Annotated in this window: 16 protein-coding genes; 9 read left to right on the top strand and 7 right to left on the bottom strand. The window is 74.8% G+C overall.

From position 1 onward, the window contains the following. The first annotated feature begins 125 nt into the window (after positions 1-125). Entirely contained in the window at positions 126-1,730 is a 1,605-nt protein-coding gene (locus tag OG982_RS29460) for an FAD-binding oxidoreductase (RefSeq protein ID WP_266781593.1), read from the top strand. 73 nt (positions 1,731-1,803) lie between these two features. Beyond that, positions 1,804-2,796: a hypothetical protein gene (locus OG982_RS29455; RefSeq protein ID WP_266781595.1), complete on the top strand. Its 993-nt coding sequence runs from the start codon at positions 1,804-1,806 to the stop codon at positions 2,794-2,796. On the opposite strand, the gene OG982_RS29450 is transcribed toward OG982_RS29455, so the two are convergent. The 3 genes from OG982_RS29450 to OG982_RS29440 are packed head-to-tail and all read right to left on the bottom strand — an operon-like array spanning position 2,750 to position 4,741. Then, the gene (locus tag OG982_RS29450; RefSeq protein WP_266781597.1) at positions 2,750-3,142 is read right to left on the bottom strand and encodes a hypothetical protein; all 393 of its coding nucleotides are present in this window, start codon (positions 3,140-3,142) and stop codon (positions 2,750-2,752) included. The two genes, OG982_RS29455 and OG982_RS29450, sit on opposite strands and share 47 nt — an antisense overlap. Positions 3,143-3,200: 58 nt before the next feature. Beyond that, the gene (locus OG982_RS29445; RefSeq protein WP_266949820.1) at positions 3,201-3,797 is read right to left on the bottom strand and encodes an HXXEE domain-containing protein; all 597 of its coding nucleotides are present in this window, start codon (positions 3,795-3,797) and stop codon (positions 3,201-3,203) included. Next, the gene (locus tag OG982_RS29440) at positions 3,794-4,741 is read right to left on the bottom strand and encodes an AEC family transporter (protein WP_266949819.1); all 948 of its coding nucleotides are present in this window, start codon (positions 4,739-4,741) and stop codon (positions 3,794-3,796) included. Before OG982_RS29440 ends, OG982_RS29445 begins: the two co-directional genes overlap by 4 nt. Before the next feature lie 100 nt (positions 4,742-4,841). On the opposite strand from OG982_RS29440, the gene OG982_RS29435 reads away from it, so the two are divergent. The 4 genes from OG982_RS29435 (at position 4,842) to OG982_RS29420 (ending at position 9,245) form a co-directional block, all read left to right on the top strand. Further along, complete coding sequence (locus OG982_RS29435; protein ID WP_266949818.1) at positions 4,842-6,161, top strand: sensor histidine kinase; 1,320 nt, start codon at positions 4,842-4,844, stop codon at positions 6,159-6,161. After that, positions 6,158-6,838, top strand: coding sequence for a response regulator transcription factor (locus tag OG982_RS29430; protein ID WP_266781603.1), 681 nt, complete (start codon positions 6,158-6,160; stop codon positions 6,836-6,838). The genes OG982_RS29435 and OG982_RS29430 overlap by 4 nt, the downstream gene beginning before the upstream one ends. Before the next feature lie 146 nt (positions 6,839-6,984). Then, complete coding sequence (locus tag OG982_RS29425) at positions 6,985-8,028, top strand: alpha/beta hydrolase (protein ID WP_266781605.1); 1,044 nt, start codon at positions 6,985-6,987, stop codon at positions 8,026-8,028. Beyond that, on the top strand, positions 8,025-9,245 hold the full coding sequence (locus OG982_RS29420) for an acyltransferase (protein ID WP_266781607.1): 1,221 nt from the start codon (positions 8,025-8,027) through the stop codon (positions 9,243-9,245). Before OG982_RS29425 ends, OG982_RS29420 begins: the two co-directional genes overlap by 4 nt. A gap of 100 nt (positions 9,246-9,345) precedes the next feature. Here the strand turns inward: OG982_RS29420 and OG982_RS29415 are convergent, their stop codons facing one another. After that, on the bottom strand, positions 9,346-9,768 hold the full coding sequence (locus OG982_RS29415) for a DUF350 domain-containing protein (RefSeq protein WP_266781609.1): 423 nt from the start codon (positions 9,766-9,768) through the stop codon (positions 9,346-9,348). 103 nt (positions 9,769-9,871) lie between these two features. On the opposite strand from OG982_RS29415, the gene OG982_RS29410 reads away from it, so the two are divergent. Beyond that, entirely contained in the window at positions 9,872-11,698 is a 1,827-nt protein-coding gene (locus OG982_RS29410; protein ID WP_266949817.1) for a GNAT family N-acetyltransferase, read from the top strand. Here OG982_RS29410 and OG982_RS29405 read toward each other — a convergent pair. Then, positions 11,664-13,703, bottom strand: a complete 2,040-nt coding sequence (locus OG982_RS29405) for an AMP-binding protein (RefSeq protein WP_266949816.1) — start codon at positions 13,701-13,703, stop codon at positions 11,664-11,666. The two genes, OG982_RS29410 and OG982_RS29405, sit on opposite strands and share 35 nt — an antisense overlap. A gap of 139 nt (positions 13,704-13,842) precedes the next feature. Here OG982_RS29405 and OG982_RS29400 point away from each other — a divergent pair, with 139 nt between their 5' ends. Together OG982_RS29400 and OG982_RS29395 are read left to right on the top strand one after the other, a co-directional pair. Continuing rightward, a complete protein-coding gene (locus OG982_RS29400; protein WP_266949814.1) occupies positions 13,843-15,783 on the top strand; it encodes an ABC transporter ATP-binding protein in 1,941 nt (646 codons plus the stop codon). Positions 15,784-15,832: 49 nt separating this feature from the next. Next, positions 15,833-16,204 carry a VOC family protein gene (locus OG982_RS29395; RefSeq protein ID WP_266781618.1) on the top strand — a complete coding sequence of 124 codons (372 nt, stop codon included), beginning with the start codon at positions 15,833-15,835 and terminating at the stop codon, positions 16,202-16,204. 45 nt (positions 16,205-16,249) lie between these two features. Here the strand turns inward: OG982_RS29395 and nadE are convergent, their stop codons facing one another. Beyond that, positions 16,250-17,080, bottom strand: coding sequence for an ammonia-dependent NAD(+) synthetase (gene nadE / locus OG982_RS29390; RefSeq protein ID WP_266949813.1), 831 nt, complete (start codon positions 17,078-17,080; stop codon positions 16,250-16,252). Between the two features lie 100 nt (positions 17,081-17,180). Further along, the gene (locus tag OG982_RS29385) at positions 17,181-18,746 is read right to left on the bottom strand and encodes an AAA family ATPase (protein ID WP_266781622.1); all 1,566 of its coding nucleotides are present in this window, start codon (positions 18,744-18,746) and stop codon (positions 17,181-17,183) included. Positions 18,747-18,754 lie beyond the last annotated feature (8 nt).

Here is an 18,754-nt window from a genome sequence, read left to right as displayed (position 1 = left end):
CCCGTCGCCCGTCGGACGGGCCGGGGCTCGGCGGGAGCCGCGCGGGGTGGGCCGTTCGGGGGGCAAGCCGGGGCGTGTGGGCCCGCCTTCGCGGCGATCGGCGCGGGCGGTGGCAGGAAAGGGGGATGAGCCTCCACCGCCGCCAGGTCCTCGCACGCGCCGCCGGGACCGTCCTCGCCACCATCGGGGCGGCCGCGCCGGGCGGGGCCGGCGGGCGGAGCGGGGGCGCCGATCCGGGCGGTGGTGGCCCTGGGCGGGGCGGCCCGGTGCGGGGCTGCCGGCGCGGGACGGACTTCTCCGCGTTGGGGCGGGACATCGACGGGCGGGTGGTGCTGCCCGGTGAGCGCGAGTACGCCGAGGCGCGGCAGTTGTTCCAGCCCCGCTACGACTCGGTCGCGCCCGGGGCGGTGGTCTACCCCGCGCACGCCGGGGACGTGGCCGTCTGTCTGCGATTCGCCCGCCGCTCGACCGTCCCGGTGGTGCCGCGCGGCGGTGGGCACAGCTACGCCGGCTGGTCCACCCGCGCCGCCGGGCTGGTCGTCGACACCGGGGTCATGGCCGCCGTCACGGTCGAGGGGTCCGGCGTACGGATCGGGGCGGGGGCCCGCCTCGGCGACGTCAACGCGGCCCTCGCCGGGCGCGGACTGGCCATCCCGACCGGACTGTGCCCCTCCGTCGGCATCGCCGGGCTGACGCTGGGCGGCGGGCTCGGGCTGTCCGCGCGGGCGTACGGCGCGACCGCCGACCGGCTCACGGGCGCCCTGGTGGTGACCCCCGACGGGGTCGTCCGCGAGGCGGACGCCGACCGCGATCCGGAGCTGTTCTGGGCCCTGCGCGGGGCGGGCGGCGGGAACTTCGGCGTGGTGAGCGAATTCCGCTTCCTTACGCACCGGGTCGGGGACTGCGCCGTCGCCGAACTGCACTGGCCCGGGGGCGATTCCGCGGCCGTGCTCGCCGGCTGGCAGCGCTGGCTGGCCGGGCTGCCGGACCCGTTCTGGAGCCAGGTGGAGTTCGTCGTCGAGGGCGGTCCGGAGTCCGGGCCGGCCGTGCCCGCGGTCCGCGTGGTCTGCCTGGACGGCGGGCGCCGCGAGCTGGAGGCGCGGCTGACCCGGCTGTCCGACCTGGTCGGCCGGGCGCCCCGGGACAGCCGGATCGACGTGCGCGGGTACGGGGACACCATGCGGGCCCTGTCCGGCTGCCTGGACCGGAGCGCCGCGCAGTGCCGCCTCCCCGGGACCCTGCCCGGCCGCGACCCGCAGGGCCGGCTCGGCCGGGACTCCTACGCGGCCCGCTCCGACTTCTGGACCGGCGACGGGCTCCCGCCGGCGGCCGTCGAGGCCGTCCTGGACGCCGTCCGGCGCTATCCGCGGGCCGTGCCACGGGGCGGGATCGGGGTCGTCCAGTTCGACGGGGTCTGCGGGGGCGCCCTGAACCGGGTGCCGGTCGCCGCGACGGCGTTCGCGCACCGGGGCAGCGCCTTCCTGGCCCAGTACCTCGTCTACTGGCCCGAGTCCGCGCCGGCCGCCGAGGTCGCCCGGCACCAGGACTGGCTCGACGGGCTCTGGCGCGACCTGCGCCCCTGGGCGAGCGGCCGCGCGTACCAGAACTACGCCGACCCGAAGCTCGACGGCTGGCGCGAGGCGTACCACGGGCCGAACCTGCCCCGGCTGGAACAGGTCCGGCGCGTCTACGACCCCGACCGGCTGTTCCGGTTCCCCCAGGCCATCTAGTGCCGTGACCCGGTGGACCCTTCCGGCCACGGCACCAGCCACGTCCGCGACGAAGACGAATGGAGCACCACGAATGCGACGCACGTTGACGGTGGCGCTGGCCACGGCCGCGCTGATGCTGGTCGGCGGGCCGCTGCCGGTGGCCGGGGCCGGAACCGGCGGCGCCGGCACGGCGCGGGCCGTCGCGCCCCCGCAGACGGCCGCCGCCGCGCGGGCCGCCGGGACCGTACAGGCCGCCGCCACGGCGTGGTCCGCGCGGGAGGCCGAGGCGTTCTGGACGCCCGAGCGGATGGCGGCCGCCGAGCCCGTCAACCCCGGGCTGCCCGAGACCCCCGGACCCAAGGCCGGGGTCGGCGAGAACTTCGACGGCATCCCGGTCGTCGGCCGGATGTTCGTCATGAAGGGCGCCGGCGCCTACTTCTGCACGGCGAGCGTGGTCGCCTCCCCCGGCCACGACATGGTGCTGAGCGCGGCGCACTGCCTGCTCGGCCCCGACTCCCGCCAGGTGGCCTTCGTACCGCTGTACACGCGCGCGAACCCGCAGCCGTACGGGATGTTCCCGGTCCTGCGGGGTGCGAACGGGCGCCCGAAGGTGTGGATCGACCCGCGCTACCCCCGCGAGGGGCCGGACCGGGCGGCCACCTTGGACGTGGCGTTCGCCCAGGTCGGCCCGGACGCCGAGGGCTGGCGGGTGGAGGACGTGGTCGGCGCGAACCGGCTCGTCACCGGGGCCACTTACACGCACGCGCGGGTCGAGCTGATCGGCTACCCGGCGACGGCCGCGCGCCCGCGCCGCTGCCAGAACCGGACGACCAAGTTCACCAGCACCGACCCCGGCAGCCCCGGATCGTTTCTCCGGATCGACTGCACCGGGTACCCCGGCGGGACCAGCGGCGGCCCCTTCCTGGCGCACTACGACCCGCAGACCGAGACCGGCGAGGTGGTCGGGGTCATCGGCGGCTGGAAGACCGGCGGGACCACGCCCGACACCTCGTACAGCTCCTACTTCGGCCAGGAGGTCAGGAGGTTGTACGAGAGCGCTGTTGCCGGGGCTCGGGGAGCGTGACCACCCGCACCCACCGGGTCCGGCGCGGGTTGCCGACCGTACGCGGGGTCGCGGGAAGCCCCTCGGCGGTCAGCGCGTCCGGCGGCGGCAGCGCGAGCTGGCGGCGCAGGTCGGCGAGGGCGACGTGGACGGGCGCCAGGATGACCTCGGCGCGCGGGTGGACGTGCGCGAGGGCGTGGGCGGTGGTCTCGATGGCCTCGGCGGCGTCCTCGGCGGCGGTCCGGCTCCAGCCGCCGGGCTCGCGGGCGCGCCAGGGCGCGACGGCGTCGTAGAGGTGGCAGGCGGCATCGGCCGCGGCGTCGGCCCGTTCACCGACGCCGGGCGCCGCGATGGTCGGCAGCTCCATGCCCGGTCAACGAGCGGAACCCGCCGGGGAAGCGGCAGGCGCCTCGTTCTCTGTACGCCTACGGACCGACCGGGCCGACCTGACCGACCCGGCCGTCCTGACCGCCCCGGCCGCACGGGCCGCGCCGGATCCGCCGGGCCGCGGCATGCGCGGCCACGGTGGCCGCGCCGGCCAGCCCGAGACCCCGCGCCAGGTCCCGGGCGCGCGTCGGCCGCAGCACCCCGGCGCGCCGCAGCCGGCCGCGGGCCCAGAGGGTGAACGGGACGACGATCAGCGGCGAGGTGGCCACGCCCGGAGTGTAGCCGCGGGTCGCGGCGGCCTGTGCGAGGTGGACGACGCCGTGCAGGCCGAACCCGTTGAGGGCGCTCTGGTAGAAGGCCGAACGGCCCCCGGTGCGGTACCCGTCGGCGGCGGCCGCCGCGACCACGACGCCCATGACGGCGACTGCGGTGGCGAACTCGCGGGCGTCGATGTCTTCGAGGCGCCGCCAGACCCGGTCGGGAACGCGGGGGTGGCGCTCGCGCAGCACGGGTACCCGGGTGCGGGACCAGCTCGGCACGGCGACCACCTCCTCCAGGTCGTGCACGGCCCAGGCGGCCAGCAGGCCCAGTGTGGCGGGGGCGAGGGTGGCCGGCGCCCAGTTCGAATCGCTCATGAGGCCACCGTATGCAGCCAGAGGGGCAGCAACACCAGGGAAACCACTGAGGACTTGATCACGATCGAGGCGGAGAGGTCCACGCCCACGTCGTAGCGCTGTGCGAAGACGAACAGGTTCTGCGGCGTCGGCATCGCCGCGATCAGCACGAGGTACGCGAGCCACTGCCCCGGTACGTCGAACAGCGCCCCGCACACCACCCAGGCCAGCAGCGGAAAGCCCAGGCACTTGAAGGTGATCAGGGCCATCTCCTCCCGCGAGGTGCCCCGGATGTCCAGGCCCTGCCCGCCCAGGTGGAGACCGAGGGCGAACAGGGCGACCGGGGAGGCGCTGTCGCCGACGAACGCCGCCCCGTCCAGCACGACCGCCGGGACCCGCACCGACAGCAGGTTGAGCAGGATCCCGGCGTTGCAGGCGAGGACCAGCGGCGTGGCCAGGGAGGCTCCGACGGCCCGCGCGAGCCGGGCGCCGGGGCCGCCGGCGGCGGGACCCGCGCGGCCGAGTTCCATGATGGAGATGACGACCAGGGACAGCACGCAGACCTGGAAGAGCAGCACCGGGAAGATCGGGGCGGCCGTCCCGAACACGGTGATGAACACGGGGACGGCGAAGTAGGCGGTGTTCACCTGGACCGAGGCCATCACGCGCAGCGCCACGGCGCGCGGCTCCCGTATCCCGCCGGCGGTCGCGGCCACGGCGACCGCGAGCACCGCGAGGGCGGCGGTGGCCGCGTAGCCGCCGATCGCCCGCCAGTCGAAGAGGGCGCCGAGGTCGCTGGTGTAGATGTTGCCGAAGAGGTAGCAGGGGACGGCGAAGAGGAAGGCGTAGTCGGCGAAGGCCTTGGAGGCCTCGGCCGGGACGGCCTTGCGGCGCGCGAGCAGCGCCCCGCCGCCGAAGGCCAGCAGTACCGGCACCAGTTTCTCGAGTGCGGCCGCCCCGCCCATGTGTTCCGGCTCTCCCCCGTGATCGCCCCGATGCGCGCAGCCTATCCGTACACCCCGCCGCCCTCCCCCGGGGTCCGGTCCCGCTTAGGCTGGACCGATCATGAGCGATCGAGCCCGTACCCCCGCCCCCTCCGCGCGGGAGCCGCGCGCGATGCCCCGGCTGTCGGTGGTGCTGCGTACGCCCGCGCGGGCGGCGGAGCCGCTGTTCGCGCGGGCGCCCAAGGCGTGGCAGCGGGGGCTGCCGTACGTGGTGATGGGGCTCTTCGTCGTCTCGCTGCTGCCCACGACCATCGCGGTGCTGACCAACGACTACAAGGCGGGCGGCGGCTGGGCCGGCGCGCTGGGCGTGGCCCAGACGGTACCGCTGCTGCTGGCGGTGACGCGGCCGCTGGCGGCGTGGGGCCTGATCCTGGTGGCGGACACGCTCGGGGCGATGCTGCTGATCCGCGCCGATCAGGTGGCCGGGCACGCCTGGCCGTGGACGCCGATGGTCATCGTCGGGTACCTGGCGCTGATGGCGTGCCTCGGGCTGCGCGAGTCGATCCGGACGCTGGTCGGGGTGTGGCTGGTGACCGGCGCGGTCGGGACGGTGCTGGGGTTCTCCCAGCCCGAGGGCGTGATGACCACCGTGGCGCTGCTGTTCGTGCTGAGCGGGGTCGTGCTGGCGCTGACGGGCGCGCTGCGCGGGCTCGGTGACGCCCAGCAGCGGATCGCCGAGCAGGAGAGCATCAGCGAGGCCGAGCGGTCCCGGCGCACGCTGCTGGAGGAACGGGCCCGGATCGCGCGGGAGTTGCACGACGTGGTGGCGCACCACATGTCGGTGATCACCGTGCAGGCGGACTCCGCGCCGTACCGGCTGCCCGGCATGCCGGAGCCGGTGCGGGAGGAGTTCGCGGCGATCGCGGCGAGCGCCCGGGAGTCGCTGGGCGAGATGAGGCGGCTGCTGACGGTCCTGCGCGGCGACGGGTCGCAGGGGCCGGGCGGCGAGCGGGCCCCGCAGCCGGGGCTCGACCGGCTCCAGCAGCTGGTGGAGGCGACCGTACGGGCCGGGCAGCCGGTGGAGTTGTCGCTGGCGGCCGGGGTGTCCGAGGCGGCGCCTCCCGCCGTGGACCTGTCGGCGTTCCGGATCGTGCAGGAGGCGCTGGCCAATGTGGTGCGGCACGCTCCGGGTGCCGAGACCCGGGTCTCGGTGACGTACGACGCGGCGGAGGTACTCGTCCTCGTGGTCAACGGCCCGGCCCGGGACGCGGTGGTGGCGCTGGAGGGTTCGGGTACGGGGCACGGGCTCGTGGGGATGCGGGAGCGCGTACGGTTGACGGGCGGGACGCTGGACACCGGCCCGCTGCCCGACGGCGGCTTCCGGGTCGCCGCCCGCCTGCCGCTGACCGAGCCGCTGACCGAGCCCAAGGACGCCAGTTGACCATCCGCGTGATCATCGTCGACGACCAGGCCATGGTGCGCGCGGGGTTCGCCGCGCTGCTGTCCGCGCAGGCCGACATCGACGTGGTGGGCGAGGCCCCCGACGGCCGGCAGGGCGTGCAGGTCTCCCGCACCGTGCACCCGGACGTGGTGCTGATGGACGTACGGATGCCCGAGATGGACGGCCTCACGGCGGCGCGGGAGATCCTCGATCCCCCGCCGGGCGTGGTGCACCGGCCGAAGGTGCTGATGCTCACCACCTTCGACATCGACGACTACGTGTACGAGGCGCTGCGCGCCGGTGCCTCCGGATTCCTCCTCAAGGACGCCCCGCCGGCCGACCTGATCGCGGCGGTCCGGGTGGTCGCCTCGGGCGAGGCGCTGCTGGCACCCTCGGTGACCCGGCGGCTGATCGCGGACTTCGTCCAGCAGCGGCCGGCGCCGCGCAAGGACCCGGCGCTGCGCCTGAACGGGCTCACCCCTCGGGAGACCGAGGTGCTGGAGCTGATCGCGCGCGGGCTGTCGAACCAGGAGATCGCCGGACACCTCGTGGTCGCGGAGCAGACGGTCAAGACGCACATCGGGCGGGTGCTGGCCAAGCTGGACCTGCGGGACCGGGCGCAGGCGGTGATCTTCGCGTACGAGGCGGGGCTGGTGCGGCCGGGCGACAGCGCCTGACGCACCGTCCGGCCCGCTGCCTGAATCCCCGGCGGCCTCCTCCACCCCCTACCCGGGTATGACATCCGACTTGGCTCCCCGGTCCGACGTACGGCCGGGTACCTCCTTCCTACCTTCTCCCCCGTCACGAGGAGAGGAGAAGGGGCATGGGCCGCTTCGCAAGGACGCTGGTCACGGCCGCACTGGCGGTGACGGTGGTGGCGGGGACCGCGGGCTGGGCCTCCGGGAACAGCCAGCAGGCGGTCACCGGGCCCCCGCCGGGCACCGCGGCCTGGCAGGCCGACACGGTGTCCGGGCGGCCGCTGCCCGATCCGGCGCGCGCGACGCCGCACGAGGTCGCCCGGTTCTTCGCCGGTCTGGACGAGACGGAGCGCCGGGAACTCCTGCGCCGCCACCCGATGGTGGTGGGCAATCTGGACGGGGCGCCGCTCACCCTGCGGTACGAGGCGAACCGGATCGCCGTCGCCGCGAGCGGTGACGCGCGGTACGCCTCCCTCGCCGCCGGGGGCCGGCAGATCCTGGCGTTCGACCCGCGCGGCCGGGGCCAGGTCGCCGAGGTGTTCGGGGACCTGGAGCGGGCGGCGCACGTCTCGGTGGTCGTTCCGGGTTCGGACAGCGACGCCACCACGTACGACGCGGAGCGCGCCCCCTACACCGGCCCGGCCGGGATGGCCCGGTCGCTGCGCGCCGCGGCCGGCGGGGACACCGCGGTGGTGGCGTGGACCGGCTACACCACCCCGGTCGGCGTCGGCCTGGACGCGGCCGGCGGGCGGCTCGCGGCGGCCGGTGCGAAGCGGCTGGCCCGGTTCACCGACGGGCTCGACGCGGTCGGGGCGCCCGACCCGGTGCTGTTCTGCCACAGCTACGGCTCGGTGGTCGGCGGGCTCGCGGTCCGGCACACCGACGCCTCGGACATCGTCGTGTTCGGCTCCCCCGGGATGCGCGCCGACGACGTCGCGGATCTCGGCACGGGGGCCCGGGTGTGGGCGGCCCGGGGGCCGTCCGACTGGATCTCCGACATACCGAACGTGGAGTTCGCCGGGCTCGGACACGGCGCCGACCCGGTCTCCGCCGCCTTCGGGGCGCGCCGGGTGCCCGCCGCCGACGTGCAGGGGCACACCGGCTACTTCACGCCCGGCACCCAGTCCCTGGCGGCCTTCGCCGAGATCGCGAAGGGGGCGGCCCGATGAGCACGATGACGCTGCTCAAGGCGACCGCGGAGCGGATCGAGCGGCAGACCCCCGCCCACCGCGACCGGGCGGTCGACGGTCTGCGCGCCCTCGCGCTGCTGGCCGTGCCGACCGGGCACTGGCTGCTCGGCGGGTTCACCCTGGACTCCGAGGGCGCCTTGCACAACGCCAGCCCGCTGTCCTCGTTCGGGGGCCTGGCGCCGGCCAGTTGGCTGCTCCAGATGCTAGGCGTCTTCTTCCTCGTGGGCGGATACGCGTCGGTGGGCTCCTACCACCGGCGTACGGGTTCCGCCGGGGCCTGGCTGAAGGGCCGGATCGTCCGGTTGGGGCGGCCGGTGCTCGGGGTCACGGCGGTGTGGGCGCTGGCGGCGCCGGTGCTGCACGCGGCCGGGGTGCCGGAGGTCACGCTGCGGACCGGGGCGAAGCTGGTGGTCCAGCCGCTGTGGTTCGTCGGGGTGTACGTGGTGGTCACGGCGCTGACCCCGTACTGCGTACGGGCGGCACGCCGGCTGGGCGGCTGGGCGGCGGCCCCGCTGCTGGGGGCGGTCGCCGTGGTGGACTTCCTGCGCTACGGGCCGTTCGCCGACTCGGTGCCGGGCTGGCTGGCCGTGGTGAACGTGCTGCCGGGGTGGCTGTTCGCGTACCAGCTGGGCGTTGCGTGGGGCGAGCGGCGGATGGGGCGGCGCGGGGCCTGGCTGCTGCTGGCGGGCGGGGCGGCGCTGTTCGCGGTACTGCTGCTGGTGTTCCACTACCCGGCGTCGATGGTGGGCGTGCCGGGTGAGGTGCGCACGAACTCGCACCCGCCGTCGCTGCTGGTCCTGGCGCTGGCGGCGGCGCAGTCGGGGGCGGCGGTCCTGCTGCGGGACCGGCTGGCGGCGCTGCTGGCCCGGCCGGCGCTGTGGGCGCCGGTGGTCGTGGTCAACCTGTGCGCCATGACGATCCTGTGCTGGCACCAGACGGCGCTGCTGGCGGCCGCGGTTCCCGGCTCGTTCGTGGGTGAGGTGGCGGGGCTGACGGCGGCCCCGGACAGCCTGGGCTGGATCGCGGTGCGGCTGGCGTGGCTGCCGGTGTTCGCGGCGCTGCTGGTGGGCATCGCCCGGTACGCGCGCCGGTTCGAGAGCGCGCCGGCGGCGGGGCGCGGGAGCCCGGCGGTGCGGCGGACCCTGGCGGGGCTGCTGGCGGCGGGGTTCGCGGTGTTCGCGCTGGGTCTGGCGTAGCGGCGGGCGGCTTCGAGGAGCGGTGATACGAGACGAGAGCGCCGCTCCCCGGGGGAGCGGCGCTCTCGTGGTGCGGGCGCGGTGGAACGCGCGCGCGTCGTCAGGCGATCGAGGCCGCGACGATGGCGGCGACGGCCAGGTTGCAGGCGGCGGAGACCCAGACCGCCGGGTGCGGCTCCGGGTCCACCACGATGGCGCCCAGCTTGCCGGGGGTCACCCAGTCCAGCACCAGGAAGGCCACCGCCATCAGGATCAGGCCGAGCAGCCCGAACGCCGCCGTGGACAGCAGGCCCTTGCCGAAGTCGTCGTACGTCGTCCAGATCGAGGTGAAGACGATGCCGCCGATGCCGAGGAGCGCGGAGCTGAGCAGGGTGGCCGCGTTGCGGTTGCGGTCCTCCCAAATCTGCTTCGGCAGTTTCCCGGGCGTCAGCACGTCCACCAGGACGATGCCGAGGATCAGCAGGACCAGGCCGAGGGCGCCGAACGCGCTGGTGCGGCCGAGTCCGTTGATGATGTCGCTCATGGGGGAAGCCTGTCTCCGCGGGGGTGGACGTACGTGAGGTGCTGCTGTGAGGCTGGCCGAATCTATCGCACAGCCTTGCGGCGGACCATGGGGAGGTCAGGACATGGCAAAGGTCAGAGCCGCGCGACCCGACGAGGCGGAGGCCTTGACCGGGCTCGTGAGGCGCTCCAAGGCGTACTGGGGGTACGGCGCGGAGTTCCTGGCCGCTTGCGCGCAGGAGTTGCGGATCCGGGCCGCCGAGGTGACGGCCCGGCGGATCGTGGTGGCCGAGGACGCGGACGGGGCGGTGCTCGGCCTCGCGTCCCTGGAGGGCCGCGCGCCCCGGGGCGAGCTCGGGCTGCTGTTCGTGGAACCGGCGGCGATCGGCCGGGGCGTAGGGCGGCTCCTGTACCGGGACGCGGTGCGCCGGGCGGCGGAACTGGGCTTCCGCGAGCTGGTCGTCGACTCGGATCCGCACGCGGCCGGGTTCTACCGGGCGATGGGCGCGGTGCCGTCGGCCGAGGCCACCGGGAGCGACCTCGTCCGGTTCGAGGTGGCGCCCGTCCCGCTGGCCGGCTGGGCGCGGGCGTGGACCGGTGGCGGCCGCGCCGTGCACGTGGGCAACGTCGCGGAGTTCAACGCCCAGTTCGCGGACGCCTCGCTGGACCGGGAGCAGCGGGCCGCGCACCACTACGCCTGCCTGGCCGCGTTCTACAGCCCCGAACCGGCTGTCCTCGTACTGCCCGGGGTGGTGCCGGACAGCTGGGTCCGGCGGGTGGGGCGGGCACTGGAGTGGGAGGGGCCCGAGGTCTACGACGGGCTGGCGGAGGGCGGCCGCGCGTTGTCGGACGCCGTCCGGGCCCGGCCGGCGCTGGCCGCGCAGGTGACGGGGGCCGGGCTGCCCCTCGTACCGTGGGGGCGCACCGAGCCGTTCGCGCGGCTGGCGGGCCTGCCCTGGCGGCCGCGTGACCTGCGCTACGAGTCCAAGTCCGCGGCGCACGCCCTGTTCGGCCGGATCCTCGACGGCGGCGGGCACCCGGGGATCGTCCTCCCCGCGCAGTGGCGGGCCGACACCCGGCGGGCGGCGGTGCGGCTGCTGGCCGCGCGGGCGCGGGCCGGGCAGAGCACGGTGTTGAAGTCGCGCCACGGCGTCGGGGGTTCGGGGACCGCGGTGGTGACGCCCGAGCGGGTCCGGGAGGCGGGAGGGGCCCGGGCGGTGCTGCGCGCCTTCCCGCGCGGGCCGCTGCTGGTGGAGGAGTACGTGGCGGGCCCGGCGGGGTCGGACGCGCCGCGGGACCTGACGTACGACGGGTTCGTGGACGGGGCGGGCCGCGTCCACGAGGTCGGCGGGGCGGTGATGGAGGTGGCCGGGGCCGGGTACCGGGGCGCGACGGTGGGCCCCGGGGTGGTGCCCGGGTGGGCGGAGAAGTCGCTCCTGGCGTTCGGAGAGGCGGTGGGCCGGGAGCTGGCGGCCGGCGGCTACCGGGGCTGGTTCGACGTGGACTTCGTGGCCGACGCGGCGGGGCGGCTCGCGCCGACCGAGACGAACCTGCGCCTGACCGGGCCGTCCGTCGCGTTCATGGTGGCGGCCCGGCTGGACGCGCTGCGGGGCGCGGGGCACTTCGTACGGACGGTGGACCGGGTGGAGCTGGGGGCCAGGCTGCCCGAGGCGCAGCTGGAGGAGCTGTGCTCGGACCTGGCCGGACGCTGCGCCGCGCTCGGGGCGGTGTTCGTGCCGGCGATCCCGACGGCGGCCTTCGCACCGGAGCCCTGGCTGGGCGTGCTGGTGGCCGCGCGCGGCGTGGAAGCGCTGGACGCGGCCGAGGCACTGGTACGGGCAGGGGCCCTCGGGGCCGTGGCGGGGTTCGCGCGGGAGCGGTGGCCGGAGCGGCCGGAGCCGCCCGCCCGGCGGTGGCTCAGTCGTCGAAGTCGAACGGGGAGACCGGCTTGAGGGTGAGGTAGTAGGCCACGACGGCTCCCGCGATCATCAGGGGGATGTTGAAGGTGTAGACGAGGGCGGCCTGGACCGGCCAGTCCTGTTTGGCGGCGAGCCGGTAGAAGTTGTCCTGCGGCCACCAGGCGACGAGCAGGTAGACCGCCGCCAGGTGCGCGGCCGTCGTGGCCCCTGGGGGGCGGCCCTGGCGCCGCATCGGGGCGCGGCCCCACACGAGGAACGCGATTCCGGCGGCGAAGGCGGCCCCCTCGAACAGGTAGAGCACGAAGAACAGGAACGCCCAGGGGCTCGGCACGCCGGCGAGGTCGGTCGCGCCGGGCCAGAAGATCTTCGAGAGGATGAAGAAGAGGAATCCGGCCGCGACGGCCGCGACGGCGCCCCAGAAGATCCCGATCAGCACGAGGACCGTGGGGTCGGCGGGCGGGCTCGTGTACTTGCCCGCACCCTTGCCCCGGCCGCGGGCGACGTCCACCGGGTCGGTGAGCCGCGGCGGCAGCGGCATGGCGTTGCGGTTCTCCTGGCCGGCCCGGTTGCGGGGCAGGGAGCGCATCCGGATCAGTTCGCGCGGGACCCACTGGCCGGGCAGCCTCCCCTTCAGGTGTTCGCGCAGCCCGTCGAGCTCGGGCAGCGAGTCCGCCGGGTCCGGGGCGGGGACGCGGGACGGCGCGCCGGGCGGTGGGGCGACGTAGGCGATCAGCCGTGACGCCCGCGTGGTGCCGGGGACGCGGACCATGCGCAGAACGGCGCCGCCGATGCCCGGGTGGGTGCGGATCATCGCTTCGACGGGGTGCGGGTCGAAGGACTCGCCGGTGTCGAGGGTGAGCCGGTCGCGCCGGCGGCCCGCGAACTCCAGGAGCCCGTCCGGGCGGAGCACGCCGAGGTCCCCGGTGGGGATCGCGTCCTTGGCGCCGGGCGGGGTCAGGCATATCTGGCCGTCGCGGAGGTCCGCGCGGAAGCCCGGGAAGGGGGTACCGATGAGCGCGCGCCGCTCGGGGTCGTCCTGCGGGGCGGGCAGTTGCGCCAGGTCGAACCAGGTGCCGGTGCCGGCGGTTTCGGCGAGTCCGTAGACGCCCAGCACGCGGGCTCCGGCCCGGAGCCGGGACTGGAGGTCGGCCTGCTCGTCGAGGAAGAGGCGGTCGCCGGTGACGGTGACCAGCCGCAGGTGTCTCAGGGCCGCGTCGGGCTTGCGCAGTTCACGCGCGGCGACCGCCCCGGCGTCGCGGGCGAGCAGCTGGGTGGCGCCGCCGGGATCGGTGTGGACGACGGTGACCTGCTCGGTCTCGACGGCGCGGCGGATCGCGCCGGCCGTCCAGGGCCCGCGCTCGGGCAGCACGAGGGCGCCACCGGAGCACAGGGCCCGGGTCCAGCCGGTGGCGAAGGCGGTGGCGTCCGGCCCGGCGGTGATCAGGTGGCGGTCGGCCGGGGTCAGCCGCGCCACCTCGGACCAGCCTTCGAAGGCGTCGAGCAGTGTGTCGTGGGTGAGGGCGACGGAGCGGGGTTCGGGGCCGCCGGTGAGCGTGCGCAGCGCGAGCAGCCCGGGCTCGCGGGCGGGCGGGTCGGCCGGGTGGGCGGCGATGGCGGCGGCTTCCGCGTCGAGGCGGATGAAGCGCAGGCCGCGGCCGTCGTCCAGCCGGGGGTGGTGCGCGGCGTGCGTGAGCACGGCGAAGGGCTCCAGGTGGGCGAGTTGCCGCTGGCCCACGCCGGATTCGACGTCGACGACCGCGCCGTGGCCGCCGGCCTTGAGGATGCCGAGGAGGGCGACGACGAGTTCGCTCTGCCGGGCCGTGCCGAGGGCGACGAGGCCGCCGGGCGGCAGTCCGGCGGCGAGCAGATGGTGGGCCAACTGGTTTGCGCGCGCGTCGAGTTGCCCGTAGGTGAGGCTGGCGGGGCCGGCGATGAGCGCGTAGGCCTCCGGGGCGTCCCGGGCCAGCCGCTCGAACCGGTCGAGGACGCTGTCGGTGGTGCGTGAGCCGGAGCGGGTGGACTCTGATCCCTGCGTCATGGACCGATGATGCCACCGGGCACCGACAATGGAGGAGGCATCGAACATCGCTCGTACGAGCGGGAGTTGGAGGTCCCGGAGGTTCCCGTTCGGGCGAACCCTTGACCTCAGGTTTGGTTGAGGTCATAGCGTGCGGGCCATGGACATGGAAGTCACCGCGTGGACCTCGCTCCACAACGCGATCAACGCCCGGCAGGGCCCGCACCCGCTCTCCCGGGCGAGCCTGCGCCGGGTCGCCGCCTTCGCCCGGCCGCACCGCCGCGGCCTCGCCCTCTTCCTGCTGCTCAGCGTGGTGACCGCGCTCCTGGCGGTGGCCACCCCGGTGCTGGCCAGCCGGGTCGTCACCGCGATCGTCGACGGCCGGGAGACCGGTACGGTGACCCGGCTCGCGCTGCTGATCGCGGTGATCGCGGTCGCCGAGGCGGGGATCGGCCTGGTGGCCCGCAGGCTGTCCGCCACCCTCGGTGAGGGTCTGATCCTGGATCTGCGGACGGCCGTCTTCGACCACGTGCAGCGGATGCCGGTGGCGTTCTTCACCCGGACCCGGACCGGGGCGCTGGTCAGCCGCCTCAACAACGACGTCATCGGCGCGCAGCGGGCCTTCAGCAACACCCTGTCGGGGGTGGTCGCCAACACGGTGACGCTGCTGCTGACGCTCGCCGTGATGCTGAGCATCTCCTGGCAGATCACGGTGCTGGCCCTCGTCCTGCTGCCGGTCTTCGTCCTTCCGGCCCGGCGGATGGGCGTGCGGATGGCCGCGATGCAGCGCGAGGCGGCGGCGCTGAACTCCGCGATGGGGACCCAGATGACGGAGCGGTTCTCGGCGCCGGGCGCCACCTTGGTCAAGCTGTTCGGGCGGCCGGCCGACGAGTCCGCCGAGTTCGCGGCCCGGGCGGCCCGGGTGCGGGACATCGGGATCCGCACGGCGATGGCCCAGTCGGCCTTCATCACCGCGCTCACCCTGGTCTCCGCCCTGGCCCTGGCCCTCGTCTACGGCCTGGGCGGGTACTTCGCCCTGCGCGGCTCCCTGGACGCCGGGGCCGTCGTCGCGCTCGCCCTGCTGCTGACCCGGCTTTACGCGCCGCTGACGGCGCTGGCCGGCGCGCGGGTGGAGATGATGAGCGCGCTGGTGAGCTTCGAGCGGGTCTTCGAGGTCCTCGACCTGAAGCCGCTGATCGCCCAGAAGCCCGACGCGCGGCGGGTGCCGGACGGGCCGGTGACGGTGGAGTTCGACGGGGTCTCCTTCGGCTACCCGTCCGCCGACAAGGTCTCGCTGGCCTCGCTGGAGGAGGTCGCCACGCTGGACACGCGGGGCGGGACGCCGGTGCTGCACGACGTCTCGTTCCGCGCCGAGCCCGGGCAGATGATCGCCCTGGTCGGCTCGTCCGGGGCCGGCAAGTCCACGATCGCCCAGCTGCTGCCGAGGCTGTACGACGCGGACGCGGGCGCGGTCCGGCTGGGCGGGATCGACGTACGGGACCTGACGGCGGAATCCATCCGGGAGACGCTGGGCATGGTGACGCAGGACGGGCACCTGTTCCACGAGTCGGTACGGGCGAACCTGCTGCTGGCCCGGCCCGGGGCGGACGAGGCCGAGATCTGGGAGGCCCTGCGCCGGTCCCGGCTGGACGGCCTCGTGGCCTCGCTGCCGGACGGGCTGGACACGGTGGTCGGCGAGCGCGGGTACCGGCTGTCGGGCGGGGAGCGGCAGCGCCTGACGATCGCCCGGCTGCTGCTGGCCCGGCAGCGGGTGGTGATCCTCGACGAGGCCACCGCCCACCTGGACTCCACCTCCGAGGCGGCGGTGCAGGAGGCGCTGGCCGAGGCGCTCTCCGGCCGGACGGCCGTGGTGATCGCGCACCGGCTGTCGACCGTACAGGCGGCGGATCTGATCCTGGTGGTCGAGGACGGCCGGATCGTGGAGCGGGGCACGCACCCGGAGCTGCTGGCGGCGGGCGGCCGGTACGAGGAGCTGTACCGGACCCAGTTCGCGGCGGCGGACGGGGCCGACAGCGCCGAAGCCGCCAAAGCCGCCGAGGCCGCCGCGCCGGGCGGCGCGACCCGGGCAACGGGAGCATGATGGCCGACGGGCCCGTCCCCTCGGGCCCCTGACGATCTTGGAGTGGGCGATGGACATCAAGCTGGAGCTGGTAGCCGTCCCGGTCACCGATGTCGACCGGGCAAAGGCCTTCTACGAACGGGTCGGCTTCAATGCCGATCACGACGTGACGGTGAGCGAGGACGTCCGCTTCGTCCAGCTGACCCCGCCCGGGTCGGCCTGCTCGATCGCCCTCGGCAAGGGCCTCACCCGGATGACCCCGGGCTCCCTGGACAACATGCAGGTCGTGGTCACGGACATCGAGGAGGCGTACGCCGACCTCAAGGGGCGGGGCATCGAGGTCACCGAGATCATCGACATGCCCTGGGGCTCGTTCGTCTACTTCTCCGACCCGGACGGCAACGGCTGGGCGGTCCAGCAGACCAAGCCCCGCGGGAGCTAGCTCCCGCGGCCGGCCACCGCCCACGCCCTCCGGCGTCGGGCCGCCTTACGGGGCGATCGGGAGCCGGCGCTTGTGCTCCGTGAGGTGGTAGCGGCGGACGATCGTGTCGAAGGCGCGCTCGTCGACCGGCTTGCCCTCCAGGAAGTCGTCGATGTCGTCGTAGGTGACGCCGAGGGCGTCTTCGTCGGCCTTGCCCGGGGCCAGGGTCTCCAGGTCGGCCGTCGGGGTCTTCCAGACCAGTTCGGCCGGGGCTCCCAGGAGGTCGGCCACGGCGCGGACCCGGCGCTTGGTCAGACCGGTGAGGGGGACCAGGTCGGCCGCGCCGTCGCCGAACTTCGTGAAGAAGCCGGAGACCGCCTCGGCCGCGTGGTCGGTGCCGACGACCAGGCCGTCGTGGGCGCCGGCCACCGCGTACTGGGCGATCATGCGCTGGCGGGCCTTGATGTTGCCCTGGACGAAGTCCTGGTGGTGGGCGTCCCGGAAGACGGTGCCGCCTGCGAGCGCGGCCTCCAGCGCGGCGTCGCTGGCGGGCTTGACGTCCACGGTCAGTACCCGGTCCGCCTGGATGAAGCCCAGGGCGAGCTGGGCGTCGCGCTCGTCGGCCTGGACGCCGTAGGGCAGCCGCATCGCGTAGAAGGTCGCCTCGTGGCCGGCCTCGCGGGCCCGTTCCACGGCGAGCTGGCAGAGCCGTCCCGCCGTGGTGGAGTCCACTCCCCCGCTGATCCCGAGCACCAGGGAGCGCAGGCCGGTGGAGGTGAGCCGTTCCGTCAGGAAGGCCACCCGGCGCTCGATCTCCCGCTGGGCGTCGAAGGCCTCCGACACCTCGAGTTCCCGGGCGATCTCCTGCTGCAGAACGGTGGACGCCGGCCGGCTCACGGCTGCTCCTCGTGGTCGATGGTCGTGTGTGCTCCCGCCGACCCTAGTCGAAGCCCCCGGACACCCCCTAGTCGTCCGGCGCCCTGACCGCCCCGGCGCCCTAGTCGTCCAGGAACACGATCCGGCGGGCCGGGCCCGCGGGGCCCTGGCTGGTGGCGGCCGTCACGCGGCCGGCCGGAACCGCGCGCTCGCGGCCCCAGGCTCGGATCTCCTCGATCTGCTCGGGGTTGTTCCGGCTGAGCGGGACCGTGTTGGCGAAGGTGTCCAGGACGAAGGCGGGCTTGAGGTTCTCCGTACCGCCCCCGAGGTAGACCTCGGCCCCGACGTCGTGCAGGGCCGCCTCGATGTCGGAGCCGGCGAACCCCTCGGACAGGTCGACGAGACGGGCCAGCTGGTCCGGGTCGGGGTCGGTCTTCAGGTAGCGCCGGTAGTAGATCCCGATGATCTCCGCGCGGTCCTCGGCGTCGGGCAGGTCCACGAAGAACAGCTCGTCGAAACGGCCCTTGCGCAGCAACTCCGGCGGCAGGCTGCGGACGTCGTTGGCGGTGGCCACGACGAAGGAGCGGGACTGGGACTCCTGGAGCCAGAACAGGAACTGCCCGATGATCCGCTGCGGGACGCCCGTGCCGTCGCCGGCCCCGGCGAGGCCCTTCTCGATCTCGTCGATCCACAGCACGCACGGCGCGACCCGGTCGGCCGTCTCCAGGGCCTCCCGGAAGCGGCCCTCGGACTCGCCGAGGTACTTACCGTGGATGGAGCCCATGTCCAGCCGGTACAGGGGAAGTTGCCACTGCGCGGCGATGGCCTTCGCGGACAGCGACTTGCCACAGCCGGGGACGCCGACCAGCAGCACCCCGCGCGGTGGCCGCAGGTCGGTGGCGCGCAGGTCGGCCTGGAGCAGCCGGCCGCGCCTCCGCAGCCAGTCGCGGAGGTTGGACAGGCCGCCGACCGTGTAGTCGGCGGGCTTGAGCGGCACCTTCTGCAGGCCGGTCAGGTCGTTGAAGATGCGGTCCTTGGACTGGGCGAGGACGAGGACGTCCCCCTCCTCCACCGACCCCTTGGCGGCGACGGTCGCCATCAGGTTGATGGCCTCGCCCTCGGTCACGCCGACGAGGAACTCGGACGCGCGGCGGATGTCCTGTTCGTCCCAGGCGATCGGGATGTGGCCCCGGTGGTCGTCGAGGAAGGCCGAGAGCGTCGCGTACATCTCGTCGGCGTCCGGCGGTTCGAGCTGGAGGCTCATGCCCAGGCGCTGGAGGCCGCTCCACACCGGGCTGTCGGTGATCAGGATGATGCTGCCCATGTTGGTGTCGGCGAGGCGGGCCAGTTCGGCGATGTGCCGGGTCAGCGGGGTGTCGGCGTCGAGCTCGTCGGGCTCGACGAGGATGAGGGTGGCGTTGGGGCGGGCGGTGAACTGGGTGGCCGCGTACTCCATGGCCCCGGTGAGCGAACGGTCGTCCATCAGCGGGCTGTTGGTGCGCAGGTCCCGCAGTCCGGTGGCCCGGGTGTATATCCAGAACGGCATGTTGCCGCGGCGCGCGTGGGTGGCGGCCGTGCGCACCAGCCGCAGGGCGCGCTGCTGCTCGATGGTGCGCATGCAGATGACCGGCACCCGGGCGGAGATGTAGCTGTCCAGGTCTCGGTGGCATTCGGCGTAGTTGGGCATGGGTGTAC

It is taken from the genome of Streptomyces sp. NBC_01551 (genome assembly GCF_026339935.1).
In the GTDB taxonomy this organism is placed as follows: Bacteria; Actinomycetota; Actinomycetes; order Streptomycetales; family Streptomycetaceae; genus Streptomyces.
This window is presented reverse-complemented; position numbering and strand designations above follow the sequence as displayed.

Excerpts from the sequence above, each read along its gene's own strand:
- OG982_RS29450 (WP_266781597.1), bottom strand. The coding sequence starts at position 3,142 with ATGGAGCTGCCGACCATCGCGGCGCCCGGCGTCGGTGAACGGGCCGAC.
- OG982_RS29455 (WP_266781595.1), top strand. The coding sequence starts at position 1,804 with ATGCGACGCACGTTGACGGTGGCGCTGGCCACGGCCGCGCTGATGCTG.
- OG982_RS29445 (WP_266949820.1), bottom strand. The coding sequence starts at position 3,797 with ATGAGCGATTCGAACTGGGCGCCGGCCACCCTCGCCCCCGCCACACTG.
- OG982_RS29435 (WP_266949818.1), top strand. The coding sequence starts at position 4,842 with ATGAGCGATCGAGCCCGTACCCCCGCCCCCTCCGCGCGGGAGCCGCGC.
- OG982_RS29410 (WP_266949817.1), top strand. The coding sequence starts at position 9,872 with ATGGCAAAGGTCAGAGCCGCGCGACCCGACGAGGCGGAGGCCTTGACC.
- OG982_RS29460 (WP_266781593.1), top strand. The coding sequence starts at position 126 with ATGAGCCTCCACCGCCGCCAGGTCCTCGCACGCGCCGCCGGGACCGTC.
- OG982_RS29425 (WP_266781605.1), top strand. The coding sequence starts at position 6,985 with ATGGGCCGCTTCGCAAGGACGCTGGTCACGGCCGCACTGGCGGTGACG.
- OG982_RS29385 (WP_266781622.1), bottom strand. The coding sequence starts at position 18,746 with ATGCCCAACTACGCCGAATGCCACCGAGACCTGGACAGCTACATCTCC.
- OG982_RS29405 (WP_266949816.1), bottom strand. The coding sequence starts at position 13,703 with ATGACGCAGGGATCAGAGTCCACCCGCTCCGGCTCACGCACCACCGAC.
- OG982_RS29415 (WP_266781609.1), bottom strand. The coding sequence starts at position 9,768 with ATGAGCGACATCATCAACGGACTCGGCCGCACCAGCGCGTTCGGCGCC.
- OG982_RS29395 (WP_266781618.1), top strand. The coding sequence starts at position 15,833 with ATGGACATCAAGCTGGAGCTGGTAGCCGTCCCGGTCACCGATGTCGAC.
- OG982_RS29420 (WP_266781607.1), top strand. The coding sequence starts at position 8,025 with ATGAGCACGATGACGCTGCTCAAGGCGACCGCGGAGCGGATCGAGCGG.
- OG982_RS29400 (WP_266949814.1), top strand. The coding sequence starts at position 13,843 with ATGGACATGGAAGTCACCGCGTGGACCTCGCTCCACAACGCGATCAAC.
- OG982_RS29440 (WP_266949819.1), bottom strand. The coding sequence starts at position 4,741 with ATGGGCGGGGCGGCCGCACTCGAGAAACTGGTGCCGGTACTGCTGGCC.